The following is a 22098-nucleotide window of genomic DNA, read 5'->3' on the forward strand; positions in this document are numbered from 1 at the left end:
CTTGCCGGTGGGCATGAGGTTGGCGCCGGCATGTACCCCCGTATCAAGGAAATGTTTCCGGCGATGGCACAGATAGGACGTTTTCCCGCGACAGAAACTATTGAAAATTCCTTGCCAGACATTACTCCGCCGCTGGTGGAATTTTTGGTAAAAGGGACAGTCCTTTTTCAATTCACAGCCTTTTTTCAATGTTTCTCCTCTTCCGCACTTCGCTGAGGTTCCGGGATGGGAATCCGGGCCTCGACGGCGAAGCGTTTGATCTTCCGGGTCGTCGTCTTGGGGAATTCATCCTCGCGCAGGGTGAATTTTTTTACCCGCTTGTAATCCGCCAGTTGTTTTCCCGCATTCATCACTTCCCGCCGAAAAAGCTCTTCCATCTCTCTTTCCGAGAGCACCGTCTCATTGCGTGAGCGCGCCAGGCCATCCAAGGTGTCGGCATCAGGATAGATCAGGGCATGCACCTCTTCAGCGCTGGCCGAGAGTTTGTGTCCGTAGACCATCACTTCGGCGATATAGGGGCTCTTCAGGAGTTCGAGTTCGACTTCCTCGGGATAGACGTTCTTGCCGTTGGGAGTGACGATGAGGTTGCGGGCGCGCCCGCGAATGGTCAGATAGCCGTCGTCGTCGAGGGAACCGAGATCGCCGGTACGGTACCAGCCCTCCGTCAGCACCTCGTCCGTCGCCTCGGGATTGTTGTAATAGCCGCGCATGACGTTCGGCCCGCGGACGAGAATCTCCCCGACCCCTTCACTATTGGGCTGGTCGATTTTGACCTGGACGTCGCGCAAAGGCACTCCGACCGTGCCGATGCGCGGGGCATCGGGGGGTTCGGCGCAGATGACCGGCGCCGTCTCGGTGATGCCGTAGCCCTGCACAAGTTTGAGTCCCAGACTTTGAAAACCCCGGGCGATTTCCGGGTCGAGGGCGGCGCCGCCGCTGACGAAGAGGGTGTTGTCGCCAAAAGACTTGCGTACCTTGGCGGCGACCAGGGACCGGGTGAAGGGAAGAGCGAAGAGGGTGCGGGACAGGGCCTTGCTCTGGATACCTTTCATGATCCGGTCGTAGAAGATTCGGTAAAGGGCGGGAACGCCGAGGAAGCAGGTCGGTTTGACCTCGGTCAGGTTTTCCCCGAGCTTCTTCAGGGATTCGGCGAAGGAGACGCAGCCCCCCAATGACAGGGGGAGGAGAACCCCGCAGACCTGTTCGAAGACATGGTTGATGGGGAGAAAAGAGAGGGTGTGAGTGTCGGCGTCGAGACGAAAGAGTTCCGCCGCCGACTGGATATTCGAGACGATATTGCCATGACTGAGCATGGCCCCCTTGGAGCGCCCGGTAGTGCCGGAAGTATAGAGGATGACGGCGGTCCGGTCAGAGGGAATTTCGGGAGAATCCGTCGGCGCCCCGTCCAGCAGTTCGTCGAAAGTGAGCAAGCAGGGGGATTGCTGGGATTTGCGCCGCGTACAGAAGGGGGGAGTCCGTCCGCCGGCGGCGGGTGAAAGCTTCATTGTGGCAGGATGGTGGGGCGCCAGCAGTTGATAGACGCGATGGGCCAGTTCCTCCAGCGCCAGACTGCGGGCTTCCGGCAGATCGAGATCACGGCGCAGTCGTTGCCACTCATCGAGCAGGGCATCGATGGACTGAGCCAGCTCCCGGCGCGGCGGGGAATCCTCGGGAAGGGTTTCCAGCAGCACGATCCGCTCCAGGTGCGGCAGGCTCTCCCGCAGTTCCGAAAGGGATTCCAGATAGCTTGGCGTCGTGAAAATCAGGCGGGCTTCGCAGTCGCTCAGGACATGGCGCAGTTCCCCCGCCTTGTATTCCTTGTCGATTGGCACCACGACCCCTTCGGCGTGGAGTATGGCGAGATAAGCCAGCACCCAGCGCGGCGAAGACGGGGCGAGAATGGCGGCGTGAGCGCCGGGGGCAAAACCATGCTCCCGCAACCCAGCGGCAAGCGTCCGGACTCGGCTCCAGAGGTCGGCGTAAGAAAGTCCCGTCCAGGTGCCGGCGACCTTTTCCCGCAGAGCGACCCGGTCGCTGTGGATCCGGCAACTGTCGGCGATGAGGGAGATGATATTGTTCACAACGCTTGAAACCTCCGGAAAATGCGGTTTCCAGGCCTCAAATCATGTCGACAAGCCACGGATAAAGCAAGGACAAAAATCGCCTTCTTTATTGGGAATCCTTCCTCTGGACGGGGAGGGTGGAGTCTCCCCAAAATCCCTGACGGGGCCGCACACCGCATTTGTCCTTTACAAAAGTCGGCGAATTCACTATTTTACGGGATTGCGTCTTTAATCCTAACATCAAGCCGAAAAGCCCTTTATGGACCAACAGTATATCCGAAATTTTTCCATAATCGCCCATATCGATCACGGAAAATCGACCCTCGCCGACCGTCTCCTCGAAACCACGGGCGCCCTGACCGACCGGGAAAAGACCGAACAGTTCCTCGACAAAATGGAACTGGAACGGGAGCGCGGCATCACCATCAAGGCCCAGGCCGTGCGCCTCAACTACCGGGCCGACGATGGCCATGATTATGTTCTCAACCTCATCGACACCCCGGGACATGTGGATTTCACCTATGAGGTGAGCCGTTCTTTGACCGCCTGCGAAGGGGCGCTGCTGGTGGTCGACGCCTCTCAGGGGGTCGAGGCGCAGACGTTGGCCAACGTCTATCTGGCCATCGACCAGAACCTCGAAGTCTTTCCGGTGCTCAACAAAATCGACCTGCCCAGCGCCGACGCCAAGGCGGTCAAAGCCGAGATCGAAGAGATCATCGGTCTCGACACCGCCGACGCCGTAGAAGCGAGCGCCAAGGAAGGGATCGGCATCCACGAGATCCTCGAAGCGGTGATCAAGAAGGTTCCCCGCCCCAAAGGGAACCCCGATGCGCCCCTCAAGGCGTTGATTTTCGACTCCTGGTACGACTCTTACCAGGGGGTCATCGTTCTCGTGCGGATTTTCGACGGTTGCCTGAAAAAAGGGGACAAAATACAGCTCATGGCCAATAAAAAAAGCTATGAGGTCCTCAAGGTCGGCGTCTTTACCCCGCATCCGGTGGAGATGAAGGAACTTTCCGCCGGCGAGGTCGGCTTTCTCATTGCCGGCATCAAAGTGGTGCAGGACGCCAAGGTCGGCGACACCCTCACCCATCTGCACCGGCCCGCCGAAACCCCGCTACCCGGTTTCAAAGAAGTGAAACCGATGGTTTTTTCCGGCCTTTATCCCATTGACACCGGCGAGTACGACTCCCTGCGCGACGCTCTGGAAAAGCTGCGTCTCAACGACAGCTCTTTTTCCTTCGAGCCGGAAAACTCCCTGGCTCTCGGTTTTGGATTTCGTTGCGGCTTTCTCGGCCTGCTGCATATGGAAATCATCCAGGAACGCCTGGAGCGGGAGTTTGGCGTCGATCTCATCACCACCGCGCCGACCGTTGTTTACAACGTGACCACGGTCAAAGGGGAACACCTGCGGGTGGAGAGCGCCAACAAGCTTCCCGAGGTGCAGTTCATCGAACGCATCGACGAGCCCTTCATCCTCGCCTCGATTCATGTCCCCAACGAATTCGTCGGGACCGTTCTCGCCCTGTGCGAGGAAAAACGCGGCATCCAGCGGGAGATCAAATATCTCACCGCCAATCGGGTCATGGTCGTTTATGAGCTGCCCTTGAACGAAATCGTCCTCGATTTCTACGACCGGCTCAAGTCCATCACCCGCGGCTACGCCTCCTTCGACTACGAGCATCTCGACTACCGCGAAAGCGCCCTGGTGCGTCTCAACGTGCTGATCAACGGCGATCTGGTCGACGCCCTCTCCCTCATCGTCCATCGCGACAAGGCCCAATACCGCGGACGGGATCTGGTGTCGAAGATGAAAGAGTTTATCCCCCGGCAGCAGTTCGAGGTGGCTATCCAGGCCGCCATCGGCGGCAAGGTCATCGCCCGCGAGACGGTCAAGGCGCTGCGCAAGGACGTTACCGCCAAGTGCTACGGCGGTGACATCACCCGTAAACGGAAACTGCTGGAAAAACAGAAGGAAGGGAAGAAACGCATGAAGCAGGTCGGCAACGTCGAACTGCCTCAGGAAGCGTTCCTCGCCATTCTCAAGGTGAAAGAGCAGAAATAATGTCGAAATCCGAAATTTCCACCCCGACGGCGGTCAAAAAACCCTGGTATCGGGAGTATGCCGAAGCCCTCTTTGTCGCCGCCATCCTGGCGCTGATCATCCGCACCTTCGTTGTTCAGGCCTTCAAGATTCCCTCCGGGTCCATGGAAGATACCCTGCTGATCGGCGATCATCTGCTGGTCAACAAGTTTCTTTATGGCGTGCAGGTCCCCTTCGTCGATGGCCGCTACCTGACCATCCGCCATCCTGAGCGGGGGGATGTCATCGTTTTCGAATTCCCCGAGGATGAGGGAAAAAACTTCTTCCAGCGTCGCGACTTCATCAAGCGCATCGTTGGCCTTCCCGGCGACACGGTAGAAGTTCTGGACAAAAAGGTTCTGGTCAACGGCGAGCCCTACCAGATCCCCCAGGAAATCCATAAAGAGAATAATATCGTCGCCCCCGGTTTCGGTCCCCGGGATTTTATGCCCGCCATCGAGGTTCCCGAGGGGCATTATTTCGTCATGGGGGATAACCGCGATCGTTCCTACGATAGCCGTTTCTGGGGCTTTGTCGAAGAATCGAAGATCAAGGGGCTGGCCTTCATCAAATACTGGTCCTGGGACTCGCAGGCAAGTTGGCTGAAAAAAATTCGCTGGAACCGTCTCGGCCGTCCCATCGAGTAATTTCCGCCCGAGCGTTTTCCGTTGACTTGACGGATTTTGTGTTGCTATAGTTCCGAAAATTCGACTTATCCCTTTAACGTTAATCCCGAGAGATTAGCAAGGGTGGCAAAGATGCAGAAAATCCAGTTCCGCAATTCGTACACTCATACCTTTTCGCCCACCGGCGGGAAGGTATTTTTTTGTGCCGTAACCACGAACCAAAGGAGATTCGGGCATGGCTAGCAACGAAACGGTGATTCTCGACAGCGCCGGCATCAGTCGCGCTCTCACCCGGATTGCGCACGAGATTCTCGAGCGCAACAAAGGGACGGCGGGGGTTGTTCTGATCGGTATTCGCAGCGGCGGCGACCACCTGGCCCGCCTGCTGCGGGACCGTATGGCCCAGATCGAAGGGGAGGAGGTTCCTCTGGGGACCATCGACATCACCATGTATCGCGACGATCTCGGTTCCCGCGGCAGCCTGCCCCTCGGCAAGACCGAAATTCCCTTCCCCCTCGACGGACGCAAGGTGGTTCTGGTCGACGACGTCCTCTTCACCGGCCGCACCATCCGCGCCGCCATGGACGCCCTCATCGATATCGGTCGGCCGAAAAACATCCAGCTGGCGACGCTCATCGACCGGGGCCACCGGGAACTGCCGATCCGCGCTGATTATGTCGGGCGCAACGTGCCGACCTCCCGCGAGGAGAAAATTCTCGTCGAGTTCTCCGGCGACAACAACCCGGTCGAAGTCCGTCTCGTCAAACCCTAACAGCCCAGCAGGGAGGCCCCCATGTCTTTCCGCCATAAGCACATCCTTGGCACGGAACAGCTCTCCAGAGAAGACATCGAACTGATTCTCGATACCGCCGACAGCCTCAAGGAAATCAACAGCCGCGAGATCAAGAAAGTACCGACCTTGCGGGGCAAGACCATCGTCAACCTCTTTTACGAGGCGAGCACCCGCACCCGCACCTCCTTCGAAATCGCCGGCAAGCGCTTGTCCGCCGATACCATCAACATGACCGCCTCCACCTCTTCGGTGACCAAAGGCGAGACGCTGGAAGACACCGCCAAGAACATCCAGGCGATGAAGCCCGACATTATCGTCATGCGCCATTCGGCCTCCGGCGCCCCGCACTATCTGGCCGAGCGTATTGACTGCTCGGTCATCAACGCCGGCGACGGCGCCCACGAGCATCCCAGCCAGGCGCTCCTCGACCTGCTCACCATTCGTCAGCACAAAGGCAAACTCGAGGGGTTGACCGTCGCCATCGTCGGCGACATCACCCACAGCCGGGTGGCTCGCTCCGACCTCTACGCCATGACCAAGATGGGGATGAAGGTCCGTCTCTGCGGCCCCGGCACCATGATGCCGCCGGGGATCGAGCGCCTCGGCGCCGAGGTCTTCACCGACATGGACGACGCGGTGCGTGATGCCGACGTCGTCATGATGCTGCGGATCCAGCTGGAGCGCCAGGGTAAGACGTTGCTGCCGACCCTGCGCGAATATGCCCGCCTCTACGGCCTCAACCCGGCGCGCCTGGCCCTGGCCAAGCCCGACGCCATTGTCATGCATCCCGGCCCCTTGAATCGTGGGGTGGAAATTTCCTCCTATGTGGCGGACGGGAAGCAGAGCGTGATTCTCGACCAGGTGGAAAACGGCGTGGCGGTGCGCATGGCTCTGCTTTATCTGGTGGCCGGCGGCGAAGCGAGCGAATCCTGATTATTGACGATTTTTCTTAAAGAGGTGACGGATATGAGCATTCTTATCAAAGGCGGCCGGATCATCGATCCGGCCAACGGCATCGACGATACCCTTGACCTGCTGATTCAGGATGGGCGCATCGCCCAGGTTGGCAAGAACCTGGACGGCAAAGGCGCCGAAGTCATCGACGCCGGCGGGCTGCTGGTGACCCCGGGACTGATCGACATGCACGTCCATCTGCGCGATCCCGGCCAAGAGTACAAGGAGGATATCGTCTCCGGCACAAAAGCGGCGGTCGCCGGCGGCTTTACTTCGGTGGCTTGCATGCCGAACACCAACCCGATCAACGACAACAAGGCGGTTACCCGCTACATCATCGAAAAGGCGAAAGCGGAAGGGGCGGCCAACGTTTTTCCTATCGGCAGCATCACCAAGGGGCTGAAAGGCGACACCCTCAGTGAGATGGGGGATCTTAAAGAGGCCGGCTGCGTCGCCCTCTCCGACGATGGCAAGCCGGTGAGCGACGGCGAGATGATGCGCCGCGCCTTTGAATATGCCAAGCCCTTCAATCTGCCGCTGATTTCCCACGCCGAGGATCTTTCCCTGGTCGGCGAAGGGGTGATGAACTACGGTTTCGTCGCCACCGAACTCGGGCTCAAGGGGATTCCCTGGGTCGCCGAGGATGCCGCTACCGCCCGCGACGTGCTCCTCGCCGAATTCACCGGCGCACGGCTGCATGTCGCCCATGTTTCCACCAAGGGCTCGGTGGAGATCGTCCGCGCCGCCAAGAAGCGCGGGGTCAAGGTGACCTGCGAGGCGACCCCCCATCACTTCACCCTGACCGAAGAAGCGGTGCGCGGTTACGACACCAACGCCAAGATGAATCCGCCGCTGCGTACCGCCGAGGATCTGGCGGCTCTGCGCCAGGGGCTGGCCGACGGCACCGTCGACGCCATCGCCACCGACCATGCTCCCCATCATATCGACGAGAAAAATGTCGAATTCAACGTTGCCCTGAATGGCATTGTCGGTCTGGAAACCGCCCTGCCGCTGAGCCTGGCCCTGGTCCGCGACGGCGTTTTTTCCCTCGGCGCCATGGTCGCTAAGTTGACGACCGCGCCCGCGGGGATTCTCGGCATTCCCCGCGGCACCCTGAGTGTCGGCGCTGTCGCCGATGTGACTTTGATCGACCTGGAGCTGAAATGGACGGTCGAAGCTGCCAAGTTTCAATCGAAGAGCAAGAATACACCTTTTAATGGCTGGAACGTCCAGGGCGCGGCGGTTCGCACCATCGTCGGCGGCAAAGTCGTCTATCAGCGTTAAATCACTGACTATAAGCGCCCGTCGAAGCGCGACCGATGGCGTTTCGACGGGCGCTCGCCCACCAAAAGGAGTCCCACGCATAATGAAAGCCATTCTGGCCCTGGCCGACGGCCGGGTCTTCCACGGAAAATCCTTCGGCGCCACCGGCGAAGTCACCGGCGAGGTGGTCTTCAACACCAGCATGACCGGCTATCAGGAGATCCTTACCGATCCTTCCTATCGCGGCGAGATCGTCACCATGACCTACCCGATGATCGGCAACTGCGGCATCAACCCCGAGGATGTGGAATCCTCCCGCCCACATCTGGCCGGTTTCGTGGTCAAGGAATACCACGAGGTGCCGAGCAACTGGCGTGCACGCATGAGCCTCGACGCCTATCTCAAGGAGAACGGCATCGTCGGCATCCAGGGGATCGACACCCGGGCGCTGGTCCGCCACATCCGCGACCACGGCGCCCAGACCGGGATTATCTCCTCGGTCGATACGGATAGCGCGAGCCTGGTAGAAAAGGCTAAGGCGGCGCCCTCCATCGTCGGCCGCGACCTGGTGCGGGAAGTGACCTGCGAGGCCCCCTACCATTGGGACGAAGGGTTGTGGGAACTGGGCCAGGGCTATACGCGCCCCGAGGCGCCGGCGCGCTTCAAGGTGGTGGCTTACGATTTCGGCATCAAACGCAACATCCTGCGCAATCTGGTCAGTCTCGGTTGCGACGTCACCGTCGTTCCCGCCGAGACTCCGGCCGAAGAGGTGCTGGCGATGAATCCGGACGGGGTTTTCCTCAGCAACGGCCCCGGTGATCCCGAGCCGATCCACTACGCTCAGGAAAACATCCGCAAAATTCTTGGCAAGAAGCCGATTTTCGGCATCTGCCTCGGCCATCAGCTGCTCAGCCTGGCCCTGGGCGGCAAAACCTATAAGCTCAAGTTCGGCCATCGCGGCGGCAACCAGCCGGTCTTGCAGGGGGATCAGCACGCCGTGGAGATCACTTCGCAGAATCACGGCTTCGCCGTCGATGCCGCCTCCATCACCGACAGCGCGATACAAACCCATGTCAATCTCAACGACAACACCGTCGAGGGGATCTGTCATCGGACGCTCCCGGCCTTCTCCGTCCAGTACCATCCCGAGGCTTCCCCCGGTCCCCACGACGCCCGCTATCTCTTCGACCGCTTCATCGCGATGATGGCAGAGGCAAAGCAGGCTCAAGGAAAAAGGTAAAAGGAAAAAGGTACTTATAGCTTTTCCTTTATCCTTTGTCCTTTAACCTTTCTCCTCGTGAATGAAAGATAAAATATGCCCAAACGTACGGACATCAAAAAGATTCTCATCGTCGGCGCGGGGCCGATCGTCATCGGTCAGGCCTGTGAGTTCGACTATTCCGGCACCCAGGCCTGCAAGGCGTTGAAGGAAGAGGGCTACGAAGTCGTACTGCTCAATTCCAACCCGGCCACCATTATGACCGACCCCGGCTTTGCCGACCGTACCTATGTGGAGCCAGTGACCCCTGAGGTTTTGGCGCGCATCATCGAGAAGGAGCGTCCCGATGCCCTGCTGCCGACCCTCGGCGGGCAGACCGCGCTCAACACGGCGGTGGCCGTGGCCAAGAACGGCACCCTCGACAAATTCGGCGTGGAACTCATCGGCGCCAAATTGCCGGCCATCGAAATGGCCGAGGACCGGACCCTCTTCAAGCAGGCGATGGAGCGCATCGGTGTGGCCGTCCCCCGTTCGGGGTTGGCGCACAACTACCAGGAAGTCCTGGAGGTCATTGAGCATGTCGGCTTCCCGGCCATCATCCGGCCTTCCTTCACCCTGGGCGGCACCGGCGGCGGCATCGCCTACAACCGGGAAGAGTACGAAACCATGGCCATGGCCGGGATCGACGCCTCGCCGACCGATGAAATCCTGGTCGAGGAATCGGTCATCGGCTGGAAAGAGTACGAGCTGGAGGTCATGCGCGACCTCGCCGACAACGTCGTCATCATCTGCTCCATCGAAAACCTCGATCCCATGGGGGTGCATACCGGCGACTCCATCACCGTCGCTCCGGCGCAAACGCTGACCGACAAGGAATACCAGATCCTGCGCGACGCCTCGTTGCGCATCATCCGCGAAATCGGCGTGGAAACGGGGGGCTCGAACATCCAGTTCGGCATCAACCCGAAGGACGGCCGACTGGTGGTGATCGAGATGAATCCCCGCGTCTCCCGCTCCTCGGCGCTGGCCTCCAAGGCCACCGGCTTCCCCATCGCTAAGATCGCCGCCAAGCTCTCCGTCGGCTACACCCTGGACGAGATCCGCAACGACATCACTCGGGAAACCTACGCCTCCTTCGAGCCGACCATCGACTACGTCGTCACCAAGATTCCCCGTTTCACTTTCGAGAAGTTTCCCAAGGCCGACGCGACGTTGACCACGCAGATGAAATCGGTGGGAGAGGTGATGGCCATCGGCCGGACCTTTAAGGAGAGCTTCCAGAAGGCGCTGCGCTCCCTGGAGATCGGCTCCCACGGCCTGGAGAGCCGCCTCTTCGGACAAGGTGAGGATTCGCGTCGGGAACTGACAGAAACGGAACAGGCCCTGTTGAACTCCAAGCTGCGGGTCCCCAGCTGGGAGCGCCTCTGGTACGTCGGCGACGCTTTCCGCGCCGGCTTTTCCATCGAAGAGGTGTTCGAGCTGACCAACATCGATCCCTGGTTCCTGCAGCATCTGGCCGGGATTGTGGCGATGGAGACGGAGCTGACCGCCTTGGCTCCTGGCGCTCGGGAAGATGCCGGAATCCTGCGCGAGGCCAAGCAAAACGGCTTTTCCGACAAGCGCCTGGCCCAACTCTGGCAAATGCCGGAAGGGGAGGTTCGTGCTCTGCGTCACCGCCTCGGCGTGCTCCCGGTCTACAAACGGGTCGATACCTGCGGCGCCGAGTTCGTCGCCTTTACCCCTTATCTTTACTCGACCTACGAAGAAGAGTGCGAGGCGGCGCCGAGCGACTGCAAGAAGATCATGATTCTCGGCGGCGGCCCCAACCGCATCGGCCAGGGGATCGAATTCGACTACTGCTGCGTGCACGGCGTCTTCGCCCTGGCCGAGGACGGTTTCGAGACGATCATGGTCAACTGCAACCCGGAGACGGTCTCCACTGACTACGACACCTCGGATCGCCTCTACTTCGAGCCGCTGACCCTGGAAGACGTGTTGGAGATCGTCGCCGTGGAAAAACCGGTCGGCGTCATCGTTCAATTCGGCGGGCAAACCCCGCTCAAGCTGGCGGTCGCCCTGGAACAGGCCGGAGTCCCGATCATCGGCACCTCGCCTGATGCCATCGACCGCGCCGAGGACCGGGAGCGCTTTCAGGTATTGCTGCACAAGCTCGACCTGAAACAGCCGGAAAACGGCCTGGCCCGCTCCTTCGAGGAAGCCCAGAAGGTAGCCGAGCGCATCGGCTACCCGGTGGTGGTGCGCCCCTCCTATGTGCTCGGCGGCCGGGCGATGGAGATCGTTTACAACCTGGAACAGCTCAGTAATTACATGAAGTACGCGGTCGAGGCCTCGCCCGAGCATCCGATTCTCGTTGACAAGTTTCTCGAAGACGCCATTGAGGTCGATGTGGACGCCCTCTGCGACGGTACCGAGGTTGTCATCGGCGGCATCATGCAGCATATTGAAGAGGCGGGTATTCACTCAGGCGATTCGGCCTGCTCCCTGCCGCCTTATTCCCTGGCCCCGGCCATCGTTGACGACATCCGCCGACAGACCGAGTCTCTGGCCCTGGAGCTGAACGTCATCGGCCTGATGAATATCCAGTTCGCGGTCAAGGACGCCGTCGTCTACCTGCTGGAGGTCAACCCCCGCGCCAGTCGGACCGTCCCCTTCGTCTCCAAGGCCACCGGTCGGCCGCTGGCCCAGATCGCCGCCCGGGTCATGGCCGGAAAATCTCTGAAAGAGCTTGGCATTGCCGGAGAAATCATTCCCAAGCATATCTCGGTCAAGGAATCGGTCTTCCCCTTCGTCAAATTCCCCGGCGTCGATACCCTGCTTGGTCCGGAAATGAAATCGACGGGCGAAGTCATGGGCATCGACTACGAATTTGGCAAGGCCTTCGCCAAGTCGCAGCTGGCGGCCAATGTCAAGTTGCCCTTGAGCGGTAGCGCCTTCATCAGCGTCAAGAATGCGGATAAGCGCCATATTCTCGAATCGGCGCGGAAACTGGCGGAAGCCGGCTTCCGGCTGGTGGCGACCCACGGCACGGCGAGCTATCTGGAATCCCACGGTGTCCCCGTCAGCCATATCAACAAGGTCAAGGAAGGGCGCCCCCATGTTGTCGACGCCCTGAAGAGCCGGGAAATCCAGCTGGTTTTCAACACCACCTTCGGACCTCAGTCCGTTGCCGACTCCTATTCCATCCGTCGCACGGCGCTGATGAACAACGTCGCTTACTACACCACCGCCGCCGGAATCAACGCCGCTGTCGACGGTATCCTTGCCATGGGGCGCGAAGGTCTTGACGTGACGCCCCTCCAAGAGTATTATCCAGCGAAATAAAGGTTTTCTTTTCAGCAAAAAACCGGTATCTATACACATGTCGGGCGGGGTAACCTGCCCGACACTATTTTTGGAAAAGGAAAGAGAAGCAGCCATGTCCCATTCCATACCCATGACCCAGGAAGGCTATCAGCGCCTTCAGGAAGAACTCAAGAAGCTGATTCGTGTCGATCGTCCGAAAGTTGTCCAGGACATCGCCGAAGCCCGCGGCCATGGAGATCTCTCGGAAAACGCCGAGTACGATGCGGCCAAGGATCGTCAGGGTTTCATCGAAGGTCGCATCAAGGAACTGAACGATAAAATCGCCCGCGCCCAGGTCATCAACCCGGCGGAACTCGATACCGACAAGGTGGTTTTCGGTGCGACCGTGACCATCTTCGACGTCGATTCCGGCACGGAAGTGACCTATCAGATCGTTGGCGAGGATGAAGCCGATCTCAAGCAGGGGAAGATCTCGGTCACCTCCCCGGTGGGCAAGGCTCTTATTGGCCACAAGCTCGATGACGAAGTGCGTATCAAGGTGCCCTCGGGGCTGCGCATCTACGAAATCATCGACATCAAATACGAATAATCAAAGGAGACAAAATCATGAGCCAGAAAGTCACCAAGGATATGACCTTTCACCAAGTGATGCAGATGAGCCCGGAAGTTGTCGGAGTTCTGCGCCAGTTTAATCTCGGCTGCGTCGGTTGCATGGGCGCCATGAACGAAAGTCTGGAGCAGGGCGCCACCGCTCACGGCCTGGATGTCAACGAGCTGCTCAAGGCGCTCAACGCTATTTTCGAAAAGTAACCGGGAGGGGAGGGGATGTCTCTGACTCCCACCCGAAAACGCAGTACGCAACTGCTTGCCACCCCCCTGGAGACCATCCGGGGGGTCGGATCCCGTGTTCTGGAAAAACTCGCCAAACTCGGACTCCACACCGTGGAGGACGCCCTCTACTGCCTGCCATTCCGCTACGAAGACCGTCGCCAACTCAAAAAAATAGCGCAACTGCTCCCGGGCACCGAACAGGTTTTCACTGGGGAAATCACCTATGCCGCCGAGACCGTCACCCCCCGCGCCCGCAAAAAGATTTTTGAGGCGATGGTCAGCGACGGCAGCGGCCAGGTAGCGCTTAAATGGTTTCGTTATCGCGGCGACTGGATGAAAAAACAGTTCGCCGTCGGCCGCAAGGCGGTTTTCATCGGCGAGATCAAGCGCTTTGGCGCCCTGCGCGAAGTGCACCACCCCGACGTGGAATTCCTTCCCGAAGGGGCCGATGCCGAGACGATCCTGCGCGCCGATCCTTTGAGTTTCGGCCGCATCCTGCCGGTCTATCCCCTCACCGAAGGCCTGCCGCAAAAGAGCTTGCGCAAGATCATGAAAGAGGTGGTCGATTGCTACGCCTCCCTCGCGGTCTCCGCCATCCCCGATGACATCGCTTCCCGCGCGCAACTACTCCCCCTGGACGAAGCCTTCCGCCAAGCCCATTGGCCCGAGGCCGACGTTTCACTGGCCGCGTTGGAAGAGGGGAGGGATGCCGCTCGCCGCACCCTGGTTTTCGACGAATTTTTCTTTCTCGAACTCGGTCTGGCCCTGAAACGCCGGGGCGTCGTTCTTGAGGAAGGGATTCCCTTCCAAGTCGAGCACCGTTACACCCGGCCCCTGGCGAAGATGCTCCCGTTCCAGCTCACCGCCGCCCAGCGCCGGGTGCTTGGCGAAATCAAAGCCGATCTCATGGCCCCCCATCCGATGAATCGGCTGGTACAGGGGGATGTCGGTTGCGGCAAGACCATCGTCGCCCTGATGGCGGCGCTCATTGCTATCGAAAACGACACCCAGGTGGCGGTGGTCGCGCCGACGGAAATCCTCGCAGAGCAGCACTATCTGCAGTTTCACCGCTGGCTCGAAGTCCTGGGGCTGCGCTGTGCGCTCTTGACCGGCTCGCAAAGCGGCAAGGAGAAACGGGAAGTCCTCGAAGCCGTCCGTACAGGCGCCATCCATCTCGTCGTCGGTACTCATGCGTTGCTGCAAGAAGGGGTGGAATTCCGGCAGCTTGGCCTTGGGATCATCGACGAGCAGCACCGTTTCGGGGTGCGTCAGCGGGGTGTGCTCAAACGCAAGGGAATCTCCCCGCACATCCTGGTCATGACCGCCACGCCCATCCCCCGCACCCTCTCCCTGACCCTCTACGGCGATCTCGCCCTGTCCGTCATCGACGAACTGCCGCCGGGACGAACCCCCGTCGTCACCAAGGTGTTGACGGAAAATTACAGAGAGCGGGCCTATAATTTCATTAAAAAAGAAATAGGGCAGGGGAGGCAGGCCTATATTGTCTATCCGCTGGTGAAGGAATCGGAAAAATCCGATCTTCTCGCCGCCAGCGAAGGGGCCGCCCAACTGCAAGCTGAGGTGTTTCCCGAATCCAAGGTCGGGTTGCTGCACGGACAGATGAAGCCGGACGAAAAAGAAGCGGTGATGGAGGATTTCAAAAAGCGCCGGATCGATATTCTCGTATCGACCACGGTCATCGAGGTCGGCATTGATGTGCCCAACGCTACGGTGATGCTGGTGGAACATGCCGAGCGCTTTGGCCTGGCCCAACTCCACCAGCTGCGCGGGCGGGTCGGGCGCGGCGCCGATCAGAGCCATTGTTTGCTGATCCGCTCCCAGCGTTGCAGCGAGGACGGCATGAAACGCTTGCAGGTGATGACCGAAACCAGCGACGGTTTCCGCATCGCCGAAGCCGACCTAGAAATCCGCGGCCCCGGCGAATTTCTCGGCACCCGGCAAGCGGGCCTGCCCGACTTCCGCGTCGCCAATCTCCTCCGCGACGGCCGTGTCCTCGAGGACGCCCGCCGCGAAGCCTTCCGCCTCGCCGCCGAGGAGGATTTCATGACCCATCCGCAATATGAGGAAGTACGGCAGGTGCTGATGGAGCGCTGGGGGAATCGGCTGGAGTTGGCGAGTATCGGCTGAGGAAAAGCTATTTCTGCTTCGAGCCTAGTACATCAGGAAACTTGTCAGGTGATATTTGATGATGTATCTTGGTAACAAAGATACCATGGAGGTAGGGTTATGAAAAGTAACAGGCAACTGGGACTCAGGCTTGATGAAGCCGACAGCATGAACCTTAAACGGATTGCCCAACGCGAAGGGCGTAACGAACAGGATGTGCTCCGGGATTCGTTGCGGATGTATGTTCAGCACGCAGACGAACAAAAAAAAATCATCGATTCCGTTGAACGGGGTTGGTACGAATTGCGTTCAGGAGTGGGTACAGTGGTGGCGGAAGAAGATGATTTCTTCAATTCAATCAAGAAAGAGCTGCGGAATGGCAAAACGTCCGCTTAAGCGCTCGCTCGAATACCAGACTCAGGTTCGGCGATATGCGCGGAATTTAGCGGACCGCTACAGAGTTGAGGTGGCGGAGGCGTTTCTCGACCGTATTGCAGAAGCGGAAAAACTTTTATACGAAAATAACCTTGTCGGTACCGATTCTCCTTATTTGCTGGCTGGGGAACAGGTGATCCTGAAAGAGTTGTATGTCGACTCGGGTCCGGTGAAATATTGCATCATCTATGAAGTAACCGATCAATATGTCGGCCTGGTTGCGCTTTGGCACGGCATGGGTATTCGTAGAACCAACTCGCTTCTTCGGATATGGGAAAATAATAAATAAAAACAGTTAGTTGGAGGCGGTGAAGTCCCGGCCTCCAAATTTGCCCTGTAATCAACTTTTATCGACCGGGGCTGGCTTGGGTATAGGCGGAAATCGTGTCCCCAGCGACATTTTGACAACCGTGACCCGTTTTCAAGATCCTCTTTCTTTCGATACCCCTCTGGTTTCAGATTCACTTTAGTTTACATAATATATCTTATGCGACGTAATGTGTTTACGTCCGGCTTTTGCCGTCGCCGTCTAGGCACGTCTCCTCCGGAATGATGCATGAGTTGTCGCCCACGGAAATTTTCGACATTTTCGGTGGGACTATGTTAAATTGCCCGCCAATCAAGACGTTTTTCAACTGAAGGAACTTTAGATCGATGAAAATTGAGTGGTACCCCGGGCACATGGCGAAAGCCCGTCGGCAGGTGGCCGATGTCATCATATCCTTCGACGTCATTATCGAAGTGCTTGACGCCCGTCTTCCCGTTTCCAGCGCCAACCCGATTCTAGGCACCCTGCGTCGCCATAAACCCTGCATCAAGATTCTGAACAAAAGCGATCTCGCCGACCCGGAGATCACCCAGGCGTGGGTACGCTTTTTCGATGCCCAGAAAGACGTGCGCGCCCTCCCCTACGATGCTCGTGACCGGGGCCAGGTCGGATTCATCACCAAATTGTGCAAACAGCTTGCGCCCAAGCGCGCCAAGCCCGGCTTTCCCCTGCGAGCCATGGTGGTCGGCATCCCCAATGTCGGCAAATCGACCCTGATCAATACCCTCGCCGGCAAGAAGATGGCGAGGGTCGGCGACCGCCCGGCCATCACCACCTGCCACCAGCAGGTCGACTTGCGCAACGGCATTATGCTCTCCGACACGCCAGGGCTGCTCTGGCCGGATATGGAAAATCAGGATGTCGCCTATCGGCTGGCGGCGAGCGGCGCCATCGGCGACAGCGCCATCGATTATCTCGAAGTGGCGCTCTATGCCGGGGACTATCTACTGCGCCGCTATCCCGAAATGCTGCGCGAGCGCTACGGCCTGAACGATCTTCCCGAGACGCCCACCGCGCTGGTCGAGGCGATCGGCCACAAACGGGGTTGCCTGATGGCCGGCGGCGAGATCGATATGCACCGCGCTGCCGAGGCCTTTATCCGCGAACTGCGTGGCGGCAAGCTCGGCCGCATCAGCTTCGAGGAGCCTTCAGAAGAAACCTTAGATTCAACCGATAACTCATAGATAATACTGGAGATTTTATGCTGGTCGATTTTTACGTCGGGAATATCGCCTTCGAGACCACCGAAGAGGAACTGCAGAAGCTTTTCGAGGTGGCGGGCAAGGTGCGCTCCATCCACATGATCACCGATCACCAGACCGGTCAGTTCAAGGGCTGCGCCTACGTCAAGATGGCCGACGTCAAGGTGCGCGAGGTGGTCGATACCCTCGACGGCGCCCTCCTCGGTCCGCGCAAGATTGAGGTTTCGGAAGCCCGGCCGCAAAAACCGGGGCCACCCGCCAGGCCCGGAAGCGGAAAAAAGCCCAACCGTCCCGGAAAGCGCCGCCTGTAACATTTTCCATCCAGGAGGAAGCTTATGAAGATCGCCGTCATCATTGGCAGCCCTCGCGGCATGAAAGGCAATACCGGTCGTTTGCTCGAAGAGGTTCTGGCGGGGTTGGACAAGGACGTCAAGACCGAATTGATCGACCTTTCCAAGCGCAAGGTTCTCCCCTGCATCGGTTGCGATCACTGCCACAAAACCGGCGTCTGCCCGCTGAAGGACGATTACGAGGCGATCAAGAAGAGCCTGCTGGAGTGCGACGGCTTCATCCTGGCGAGTCCCAACTACATCTTCAGCGTTACCGCCCAACTCAAGGCCCTTTTCGACCGCAGCGGCAACATTCTGCACTGTCTCTTGCTCGAAGGGAAATACGGCGCTGTCGTAGAGACGTCAGGCGGCGGCGAGGATGACGAAGTCATGCGCTATATGGAGCGGTTCATCAACTCGACCGGCGCTCAATCCGTCGGTGGCGTCGGTTCCCCCATGGCCGGCGAGCGCACCTTCCCCGACGAAGCCATCCTTTTCAACCAGGCCCGCGATCTGGGCCGGGATCTTTGCCGCAGCATCGAGGAAAAGAAGGATTTCCCCGCTCAGGCCGACTATCGAACGACTTTCAAGGCGCGCATGAAACGGCTGGTGGAATACCGCAAGGGAGAGTGTCCGGCGGAACATCAATACTGGCGGGAGCATCTGTTGGGATGAAGGATGGATAAATGTTGCGGAGCATGGCCCGCCCCCCTACCCCTTCCTGATCTAATGTCCAAGAGACGACACTAGACGGGACAATGCTTCTGCATCTTTGATCCCTGGACTACTTTCCACGCCTGTCATGACATCAATATATTTCGCACCGGTTTGTTCCAGAAGAAGGCGGACATTTTCCGGATTGATTCCGCCCGCTATGAAAACCGGCTTCGATGATACTTTGATGATCTCTGTGCAGAAACTCTGATTTAGCGGGACACCGATCTGTAAAGCGTTGTCTGGCGTTCGGGAATCGGCCAGCAATCCGTAGAGGCTGGTTGTGCAGAGCTTGGCGACAATTGCGGCAATATCCACTGTGCCGAATTGGGCCATGCGCTCCTCCGCTTGGGTCGGTACGATCTTGATCGCCTGAATATTGAGTTTGTGCAGAGCATCAGATATTTTGATCGTTTCCTCCAGTGTTTCCTTGTAATGGATCTGCACCATGGAGGGCCGAAGGCTGGAGGCCAGTTCGATCACTTTTTCAGGGGGGCCGCCCGTGACAAGGCAGCTTCGGCAGACAGGTCGAACCAACTGCAACAGGGGCAAAGCCTCCTGGCGGCTCAGGTTCCAGGGAACCGGAAGGGGGTACTCCGTCACAAAACCGAGGATATCTACCCCCAGTTGCTGGCACAGTTGGACATCGGATGGTCGTCGCAAACCGCAGATTTTGACCGTGATGCCATTCATGCCGGTGGAATCTCACTGCTCCGGCTGAAGGCCTGATACGATGCCGCCATGTCGTCCGCCTGCCAGAGCGCAGTGCCGATCAACAGCACATCGGCGCCCGCCCGAATGGCGGCCTGCCCTTCCGCAGGCGTGCGAATGGAGCTTTCGCTGATCAGGATCGCATTTTTTGGCTTATGACTGGCCAAGAGCTCTGTTGCGGATACCGTTCCGTCATCTTTTTCAAGCTTCAGAATGTCCCGGTTGTTGATCCCCACCAGTTTTGCCCCGATTTTTCCCGCCCAACCCAATTCTTCCTCGGTATGCGCCTCAACCAGTGGTTCCAGTCCGATTTTCAGTGCTTCGTTGTAAAGGGTTGTCAGTGAATCCAGGGTGTGCAGGGCGCAGATCAGCAGGATGGCCTGCGCGCCGCATTCTCTGGACAGGGTCATATCTTCACAGCTGGTGATGAAATCCTTGCGGAGGATCGGCAGGGTGGTGTTTTTCGCAAGTTGCCGCAGCAGCTCCAGCGAACCGCCGAAGTCTTTCGTTTCCGTGACCACCGACAAGGCCGGTGCGCCGGCCCGGGCCAGGAGCTGTGCCACCGCCAGTGGGTCTCTTCCGCGCAGCAGGTCGCCCTCTTTGGGGGAGATGCATTTGATATCGGGGATGACGGGAATAAAACCGGCCTCTTTTCTTGCGATCAGCGCATCTGAAAACCTGGTGTACATCGGTTTACCCCGCGAACGAATTGGAAAGCGCGCTTAGCTGGTGCAGTTTTTTCGCCGTTGCGCCGCTGTCGATCAATTGGCCGGCAAGGGCAAGGCCTTCGGCAAAGCTGGCTGCTTTGCCGCCGACAATCAGGGCGCCGGCCGCATTGAGAACGATAACGTTGCGTTTGGGGCCGGTGATTTCGCCCGAAAAGACACCGCGGATGGTCTGTGCGTTTTCCTCGGGTGTCCCTGTTTTAATCTCTTCCAAGGTGCAGCGTTCCAGGCCGAAGTCTTCGGGCTGAATGGTGTACGAGGTGATCGTACCATCTTTGAGTTCATTGATTCTTGTTGCACCGATGAGGGAAATTTCATCCAGACCGTCCTCACCGTGGACAAACATGGCCCTGGTGTAGCCCAGATCCCTGGCCACCTGAGCAACAGTATCCAGCAACTCCGGCTTGTAGACACCGAGGAGATGCCGGGTGGCAAAAGCGGGATTAATCAGGGGGCCGATGATCGTATAAAAAATCGTTTTGATGCCAAGGTCGGATTCAGCCGGGAGAACTTTGCCCATCACCGGATGGAATAACGGGGCATAGAGAAAGGCGATGCCGATCTCTTCGATCATTTTTTCGGCCTGGGCCGGAGAAAGATGGATATTGACGCCCAGGGCCTCAAGCACATCGGCGCTTCCGGATAGACTTGAGATGGAACGGCTGCCGTGCTTGGCCACGGGAATCCCTGCCGAGGCCGCGACGATGGCTGTTGCCGTGGAGATATTGAAGGTGCTCAGACCGCCGCCGGTCCCGCAGGTATCCATCAGTTCTTCCTGCAAGGCAGGTCGCAAGGGAACACAGTTTTCCCGCATCGCTTTGGCGAGATAGGTAATTTCCTTGAGAGAAGAACCTTTCATCAGCAGGGCGACCTGGAAACCGGCGATCTGCAAGTTACTGACTTCATCCTTGTTGATGGCGTTGATGAGTCCGAAGATTTCTTGTTCAGACAACTCCTGATTGGTCGTTGCCTTTTGCAGTACGTTTTTATACATGCCTATTTCCCTCTAGATTATTTTTGAAAGGGCAGAGTCAGGGGGCTTTCACGTTTTTAGATGATTTCTGAAGGGTCTTCAGGAATCTGTGCGCCGTGCCAGACGGCCACGACCCAGACCACATCGTCTTTGACCCGATAGAAAAACCGATAGGGCGTCACGATGATGTCACGGTAGTGAATGACCGGAAACTCAGGAAGGATTCGCCCGGTTTCGGGATAATCGCGGAGACGAGAGAGGATTTTTTCGGCTTTCTGCCGAAAAGAAATCGCCGCGAACGGGTTGTCGCGGCGGATATAGACCAATGCGTGGAGAAACTGATCGCGTGCCGCTGGGGTAAAGACGATTTTCATTGCTGTTCCGCCAGCAGCGCATCCGCGTCAGCCAGCACGGCTTCCAGGTTGAAGCCGACGCTGGCCTCGATGTCCCGCTCGCCACGAGCAAGCAATCGCAGGATTTCAAGCTCATGCTGGGTTTGTTCGTACTCTTTCATGCTGACCATCACGGCGGCGGCCCTTCCGCGCTGGGTGATAAACAGGGGTTCGCGGGAAGCGGATACGCGCTTGATGACGCCGCTGGCGTCCTGGCGAAGATCCGAGATGGGGATAATTTTCGGGACTCTTGGCATTGGTTGTACCTCCTGTTGTACTTTTGAAAGTAGCATCTGGAGGTGGCTGACGCAACGATCTTTTTTCGGGTGATGTCACGCCTTTGATTTGGAGGCAGGGGGCTTTCGCGTTCAGGTGCGATCCTTGGCCGCGCGGTAGACGGTCAGGCGGTCACGGCGGCCGACCGCCACCACAATCACCAGAACCTTGCGGTCGTCAACCTGGTAGACCAGCCGATAACCGGCATTTCTCAGTTTAATCTTGTAACAATCCGGCAAGTGGCGCAGACGGTCTGCTTCAACTCTGGGCTGGACAAGTCTTTCGACGAGTTTTTTCTTGAACTGATGACGAACCGACTCGTCGAGTTTGCGCCATTCCTTGAGCGCGGACACCTTGAATTCGAGTTCATAGGTCATCAAGGCCGACCTTCACCGTCGCTTCCTCGGCCCGTTCTTCCACCAGTTTCGCCAACTCGTACTCTTCGAGTTTTTCCATAACCGCCTCGAACGTCGCGGCCGGAACCAGATAGGCGCTCGGTTTGTTGTGATTCAAAATCGCCACGGGAGCGCCTTCGGCCTGAAGGATGACGCGACTGGGGTTTTTCTTGAGGTCGCTGATGCTGACGGATGCGGAGGCAAAAATTCGGTCCATAATAAGCCCTCGAAATAGGTTTAAATATGGCACCATAATAGCGTGTGAATCGCAGGGAACAAAAGATTTATTTTTCTCAAGGGAGAAAACAATTGATTTTTATGGAATGCCTTCAAGC

The 22098-nt window shown here is 58.3% G+C and carries 23 protein-coding genes; 15 read left to right on the forward strand and 8 right to left on the reverse strand.

Annotation, left to right across the window (positions count from 1 at the left end; genetic code table 11):
* Positions 1-185: 185 nt before the first annotated feature.
* The gene (locus tag BQ4888_RS01390; RefSeq protein WP_092052679.1) at positions 186-2081 is read right to left on the reverse strand and encodes an AMP-dependent synthetase/ligase; all 1896 of its coding nucleotides are present in this window, start codon (positions 2079-2081) and stop codon (positions 186-188) included.
* Positions 2082-2322: 241 nt separating this feature from the next.
* On the opposite strand from BQ4888_RS01390, the gene lepA reads away from it, so the two are divergent.
* The 15 genes from lepA (at position 2323) to BQ4888_RS01465 (ending at position 18252) form a co-directional block, all read left to right on the forward strand.
* On the forward strand, positions 2323-4128 hold the full coding sequence (gene lepA, locus BQ4888_RS01395) for a translation elongation factor 4 (protein ID WP_092052681.1): 1806 nt from the start codon (positions 2323-2325) through the stop codon (positions 4126-4128).
* On the forward strand, positions 4128-4793 hold the full coding sequence (gene lepB, locus BQ4888_RS01400) for a signal peptidase I (RefSeq protein ID WP_092052683.1): 666 nt from the start codon (positions 4128-4130) through the stop codon (positions 4791-4793). The genes lepA and lepB overlap by 1 nt, the downstream gene beginning before the upstream one ends.
* Before the next feature lie 214 nt (positions 4794-5007).
* A complete protein-coding gene (gene pyrR, locus BQ4888_RS01405) occupies positions 5008-5544 on the forward strand; it encodes a bifunctional pyr operon transcriptional regulator/uracil phosphoribosyltransferase PyrR (RefSeq protein ID WP_092052686.1) in 537 nt (178 codons plus the stop codon).
* A 21-nt stretch (positions 5545-5565) separates the two neighbouring features.
* The gene (locus tag BQ4888_RS01410; protein WP_092052688.1) at positions 5566-6498 is read left to right on the forward strand and encodes an aspartate carbamoyltransferase catalytic subunit; all 933 of its coding nucleotides are present in this window, start codon (positions 5566-5568) and stop codon (positions 6496-6498) included.
* A 33-nt stretch (positions 6499-6531) separates the two neighbouring features.
* On the forward strand, positions 6532-7803 hold the full coding sequence (locus BQ4888_RS01415) for a dihydroorotase (RefSeq protein ID WP_092052690.1): 1272 nt from the start codon (positions 6532-6534) through the stop codon (positions 7801-7803).
* A gap of 82 nt (positions 7804-7885) precedes the next feature.
* Complete coding sequence (gene carA, locus BQ4888_RS01420) at positions 7886-9022, forward strand: glutamine-hydrolyzing carbamoyl-phosphate synthase small subunit (protein ID WP_092052693.1); 1137 nt, start codon at positions 7886-7888, stop codon at positions 9020-9022.
* A gap of 75 nt (positions 9023-9097) precedes the next feature.
* Positions 9098-12343 (forward strand): carbamoyl-phosphate synthase large subunit, encoded by a 3246-nt coding sequence (gene carB / locus BQ4888_RS01425; protein ID WP_092052695.1) that lies wholly within the window; start codon positions 9098-9100, stop codon positions 12341-12343.
* A 94-nt stretch (positions 12344-12437) separates the two neighbouring features.
* Entirely contained in the window at positions 12438-12914 is a 477-nt protein-coding gene (gene greA / locus BQ4888_RS01430) for a transcription elongation factor GreA (RefSeq protein WP_092052697.1), read from the forward strand.
* A gap of 17 nt (positions 12915-12931) precedes the next feature.
* The gene (locus tag BQ4888_RS01435) at positions 12932-13135 is read left to right on the forward strand and encodes a DUF1858 domain-containing protein (RefSeq protein WP_092052700.1); all 204 of its coding nucleotides are present in this window, start codon (positions 12932-12934) and stop codon (positions 13133-13135) included.
* 15 nt (positions 13136-13150) lie between these two features.
* A complete protein-coding gene (recG, locus tag BQ4888_RS01440; RefSeq protein WP_092052703.1) occupies positions 13151-15304 on the forward strand; it encodes an ATP-dependent DNA helicase RecG in 2154 nt (717 codons plus the stop codon).
* Between the two features lie 99 nt (positions 15305-15403).
* Positions 15404-15679 carry a hypothetical protein gene (locus BQ4888_RS01445; protein WP_092052706.1) on the forward strand — a complete coding sequence of 92 codons (276 nt, stop codon included), beginning with the start codon at positions 15404-15406 and terminating at the stop codon, positions 15677-15679.
* Positions 15660-16007, forward strand: a complete 348-nt coding sequence (locus BQ4888_RS01450; RefSeq protein ID WP_092052709.1) for a type II toxin-antitoxin system RelE/ParE family toxin — start codon at positions 15660-15662, stop codon at positions 16005-16007. The genes BQ4888_RS01445 and BQ4888_RS01450 overlap by 20 nt, the downstream gene beginning before the upstream one ends.
* A 365-nt stretch (positions 16008-16372) precedes the next feature.
* The gene (ylqF, locus tag BQ4888_RS01455) at positions 16373-17230 is read left to right on the forward strand and encodes a ribosome biogenesis GTPase YlqF (RefSeq protein ID WP_092052711.1); all 858 of its coding nucleotides are present in this window, start codon (positions 16373-16375) and stop codon (positions 17228-17230) included.
* A 17-nt stretch (positions 17231-17247) separates the two neighbouring features.
* Positions 17248-17559 carry an RNA recognition motif domain-containing protein gene (locus BQ4888_RS01460; RefSeq protein ID WP_092052713.1) on the forward strand — a complete coding sequence of 104 codons (312 nt, stop codon included), beginning with the start codon at positions 17248-17250 and terminating at the stop codon, positions 17557-17559.
* A gap of 24 nt (positions 17560-17583) precedes the next feature.
* Positions 17584-18252: a flavodoxin family protein gene (locus BQ4888_RS01465; RefSeq protein ID WP_092052715.1), complete on the forward strand. Its 669-nt coding sequence runs from the start codon at positions 17584-17586 to the stop codon at positions 18250-18252.
* A 51-nt stretch (positions 18253-18303) separates the two neighbouring features.
* Here the strand turns inward: BQ4888_RS01465 and BQ4888_RS01470 are convergent, their stop codons facing one another.
* The 7 genes from BQ4888_RS01470 to BQ4888_RS01500 all read right to left on the reverse strand — a co-directional run bounded on the left by BQ4888_RS01470 (position 18304) and on the right by BQ4888_RS01500 (position 21980).
* Positions 18304-18984, reverse strand: a complete 681-nt coding sequence (locus tag BQ4888_RS01470) for a phosphoribosylanthranilate isomerase (protein WP_092052718.1) — start codon at positions 18982-18984, stop codon at positions 18304-18306.
* On the reverse strand, positions 18981-19691 hold the full coding sequence (locus BQ4888_RS01475) for an indole-3-glycerol-phosphate synthase (RefSeq protein ID WP_092052720.1): 711 nt from the start codon (positions 19689-19691) through the stop codon (positions 18981-18983). Before BQ4888_RS01475 ends, BQ4888_RS01470 begins: the two co-directional genes overlap by 4 nt.
* A gap of 4 nt (positions 19692-19695) precedes the next feature.
* Complete coding sequence (gene trpD, locus BQ4888_RS01480) at positions 19696-20721, reverse strand: anthranilate phosphoribosyltransferase (protein WP_092052722.1); 1026 nt, start codon at positions 20719-20721, stop codon at positions 19696-19698.
* A 56-nt stretch (positions 20722-20777) separates the two neighbouring features.
* A complete protein-coding gene (locus tag BQ4888_RS01485) occupies positions 20778-21074 on the reverse strand; it encodes a type II toxin-antitoxin system RelE/ParE family toxin (protein ID WP_092052725.1) in 297 nt (98 codons plus the stop codon).
* Positions 21071-21349 (reverse strand): type II toxin-antitoxin system Phd/YefM family antitoxin, encoded by a 279-nt coding sequence (locus BQ4888_RS01490; RefSeq protein ID WP_092052727.1) that lies wholly within the window; start codon positions 21347-21349, stop codon positions 21071-21073. The genes BQ4888_RS01485 and BQ4888_RS01490 overlap by 4 nt, the downstream gene beginning before the upstream one ends.
* 111 nt (positions 21350-21460) lie before the next feature.
* On the reverse strand, positions 21461-21745 hold the full coding sequence (locus tag BQ4888_RS01495; RefSeq protein WP_092052730.1) for a type II toxin-antitoxin system RelE family toxin: 285 nt from the start codon (positions 21743-21745) through the stop codon (positions 21461-21463).
* On the reverse strand, positions 21735-21980 hold the full coding sequence (locus tag BQ4888_RS01500) for a type II toxin-antitoxin system Phd/YefM family antitoxin (protein WP_092052732.1): 246 nt from the start codon (positions 21978-21980) through the stop codon (positions 21735-21737). The genes BQ4888_RS01495 and BQ4888_RS01500 overlap by 11 nt, the downstream gene beginning before the upstream one ends.
* Between the last annotated feature and the right edge of the window lie 118 nt (positions 21981-22098).

The organism is Desulfuromonas acetexigens, from assembly GCF_900111775.1.
Classification (GTDB): Bacteria; Desulfobacterota; Desulfuromonadia; order Desulfuromonadales; family Trichloromonadaceae; genus Trichloromonas; species Trichloromonas acetexigens.

Bases quoted from the DNA above. Each gene is read 5' to 3' on its own strand.
- BQ4888_RS01470 (WP_092052718.1), bottom strand. From the start codon at position 18,984: ATGAATGGCATCACGGTCAAAATCTGCGGTTTGCGACGACCATCCGAT.
- BQ4888_RS01490 (WP_092052727.1), bottom strand. From the start codon at position 21,349: ATGCCAAGAGTCCCGAAAATTATCCCCATCTCGGATCTTCGCCAGGAC.
- BQ4888_RS01415 (WP_092052690.1), top strand. From the start codon at position 6,532: ATGAGCATTCTTATCAAAGGCGGCCGGATCATCGATCCGGCCAACGGC.
- recG (WP_092052703.1), top strand. From the start codon at position 13,151: ATGTCTCTGACTCCCACCCGAAAACGCAGTACGCAACTGCTTGCCACC.
- BQ4888_RS01445 (WP_092052706.1), top strand. From the start codon at position 15,404: ATGAAAAGTAACAGGCAACTGGGACTCAGGCTTGATGAAGCCGACAGC.
- lepB (WP_092052683.1), top strand. From the start codon at position 4,128: ATGTCGAAATCCGAAATTTCCACCCCGACGGCGGTCAAAAAACCCTGG.
- BQ4888_RS01495 (WP_092052730.1), bottom strand. From the start codon at position 21,745: ATGACCTATGAACTCGAATTCAAGGTGTCCGCGCTCAAGGAATGGCGC.
- trpD (WP_092052722.1), bottom strand. From the start codon at position 20,721: ATGTATAAAAACGTACTGCAAAAGGCAACGACCAATCAGGAGTTGTCT.
- BQ4888_RS01435 (WP_092052700.1), top strand. From the start codon at position 12,932: ATGAGCCAGAAAGTCACCAAGGATATGACCTTTCACCAAGTGATGCAG.
- BQ4888_RS01500 (WP_092052732.1), bottom strand. From the start codon at position 21,980: ATGGACCGAATTTTTGCCTCCGCATCCGTCAGCATCAGCGACCTCAAG.
- carB (WP_092052695.1), top strand. From the start codon at position 9,098: ATGCCCAAACGTACGGACATCAAAAAGATTCTCATCGTCGGCGCGGGG.
- lepA (WP_092052681.1), top strand. From the start codon at position 2,323: ATGGACCAACAGTATATCCGAAATTTTTCCATAATCGCCCATATCGAT.
- BQ4888_RS01460 (WP_092052713.1), top strand. From the start codon at position 17,248: ATGCTGGTCGATTTTTACGTCGGGAATATCGCCTTCGAGACCACCGAA.
- BQ4888_RS01485 (WP_092052725.1), bottom strand. From the start codon at position 21,074: ATGAAAATCGTCTTTACCCCAGCGGCACGCGATCAGTTTCTCCACGCA.
- BQ4888_RS01410 (WP_092052688.1), top strand. From the start codon at position 5,566: ATGTCTTTCCGCCATAAGCACATCCTTGGCACGGAACAGCTCTCCAGA.
- BQ4888_RS01450 (WP_092052709.1), top strand. From the start codon at position 15,660: ATGGCAAAACGTCCGCTTAAGCGCTCGCTCGAATACCAGACTCAGGTT.
- ylqF (WP_092052711.1), top strand. From the start codon at position 16,373: ATGAAAATTGAGTGGTACCCCGGGCACATGGCGAAAGCCCGTCGGCAG.
- BQ4888_RS01465 (WP_092052715.1), top strand. From the start codon at position 17,584: ATGAAGATCGCCGTCATCATTGGCAGCCCTCGCGGCATGAAAGGCAAT.
- carA (WP_092052693.1), top strand. From the start codon at position 7,886: ATGAAAGCCATTCTGGCCCTGGCCGACGGCCGGGTCTTCCACGGAAAA.
- greA (WP_092052697.1), top strand. From the start codon at position 12,438: ATGTCCCATTCCATACCCATGACCCAGGAAGGCTATCAGCGCCTTCAG.
- pyrR (WP_092052686.1), top strand. From the start codon at position 5,008: ATGGCTAGCAACGAAACGGTGATTCTCGACAGCGCCGGCATCAGTCGC.
- BQ4888_RS01475 (WP_092052720.1), bottom strand. From the start codon at position 19,691: ATGTACACCAGGTTTTCAGATGCGCTGATCGCAAGAAAAGAGGCCGGT.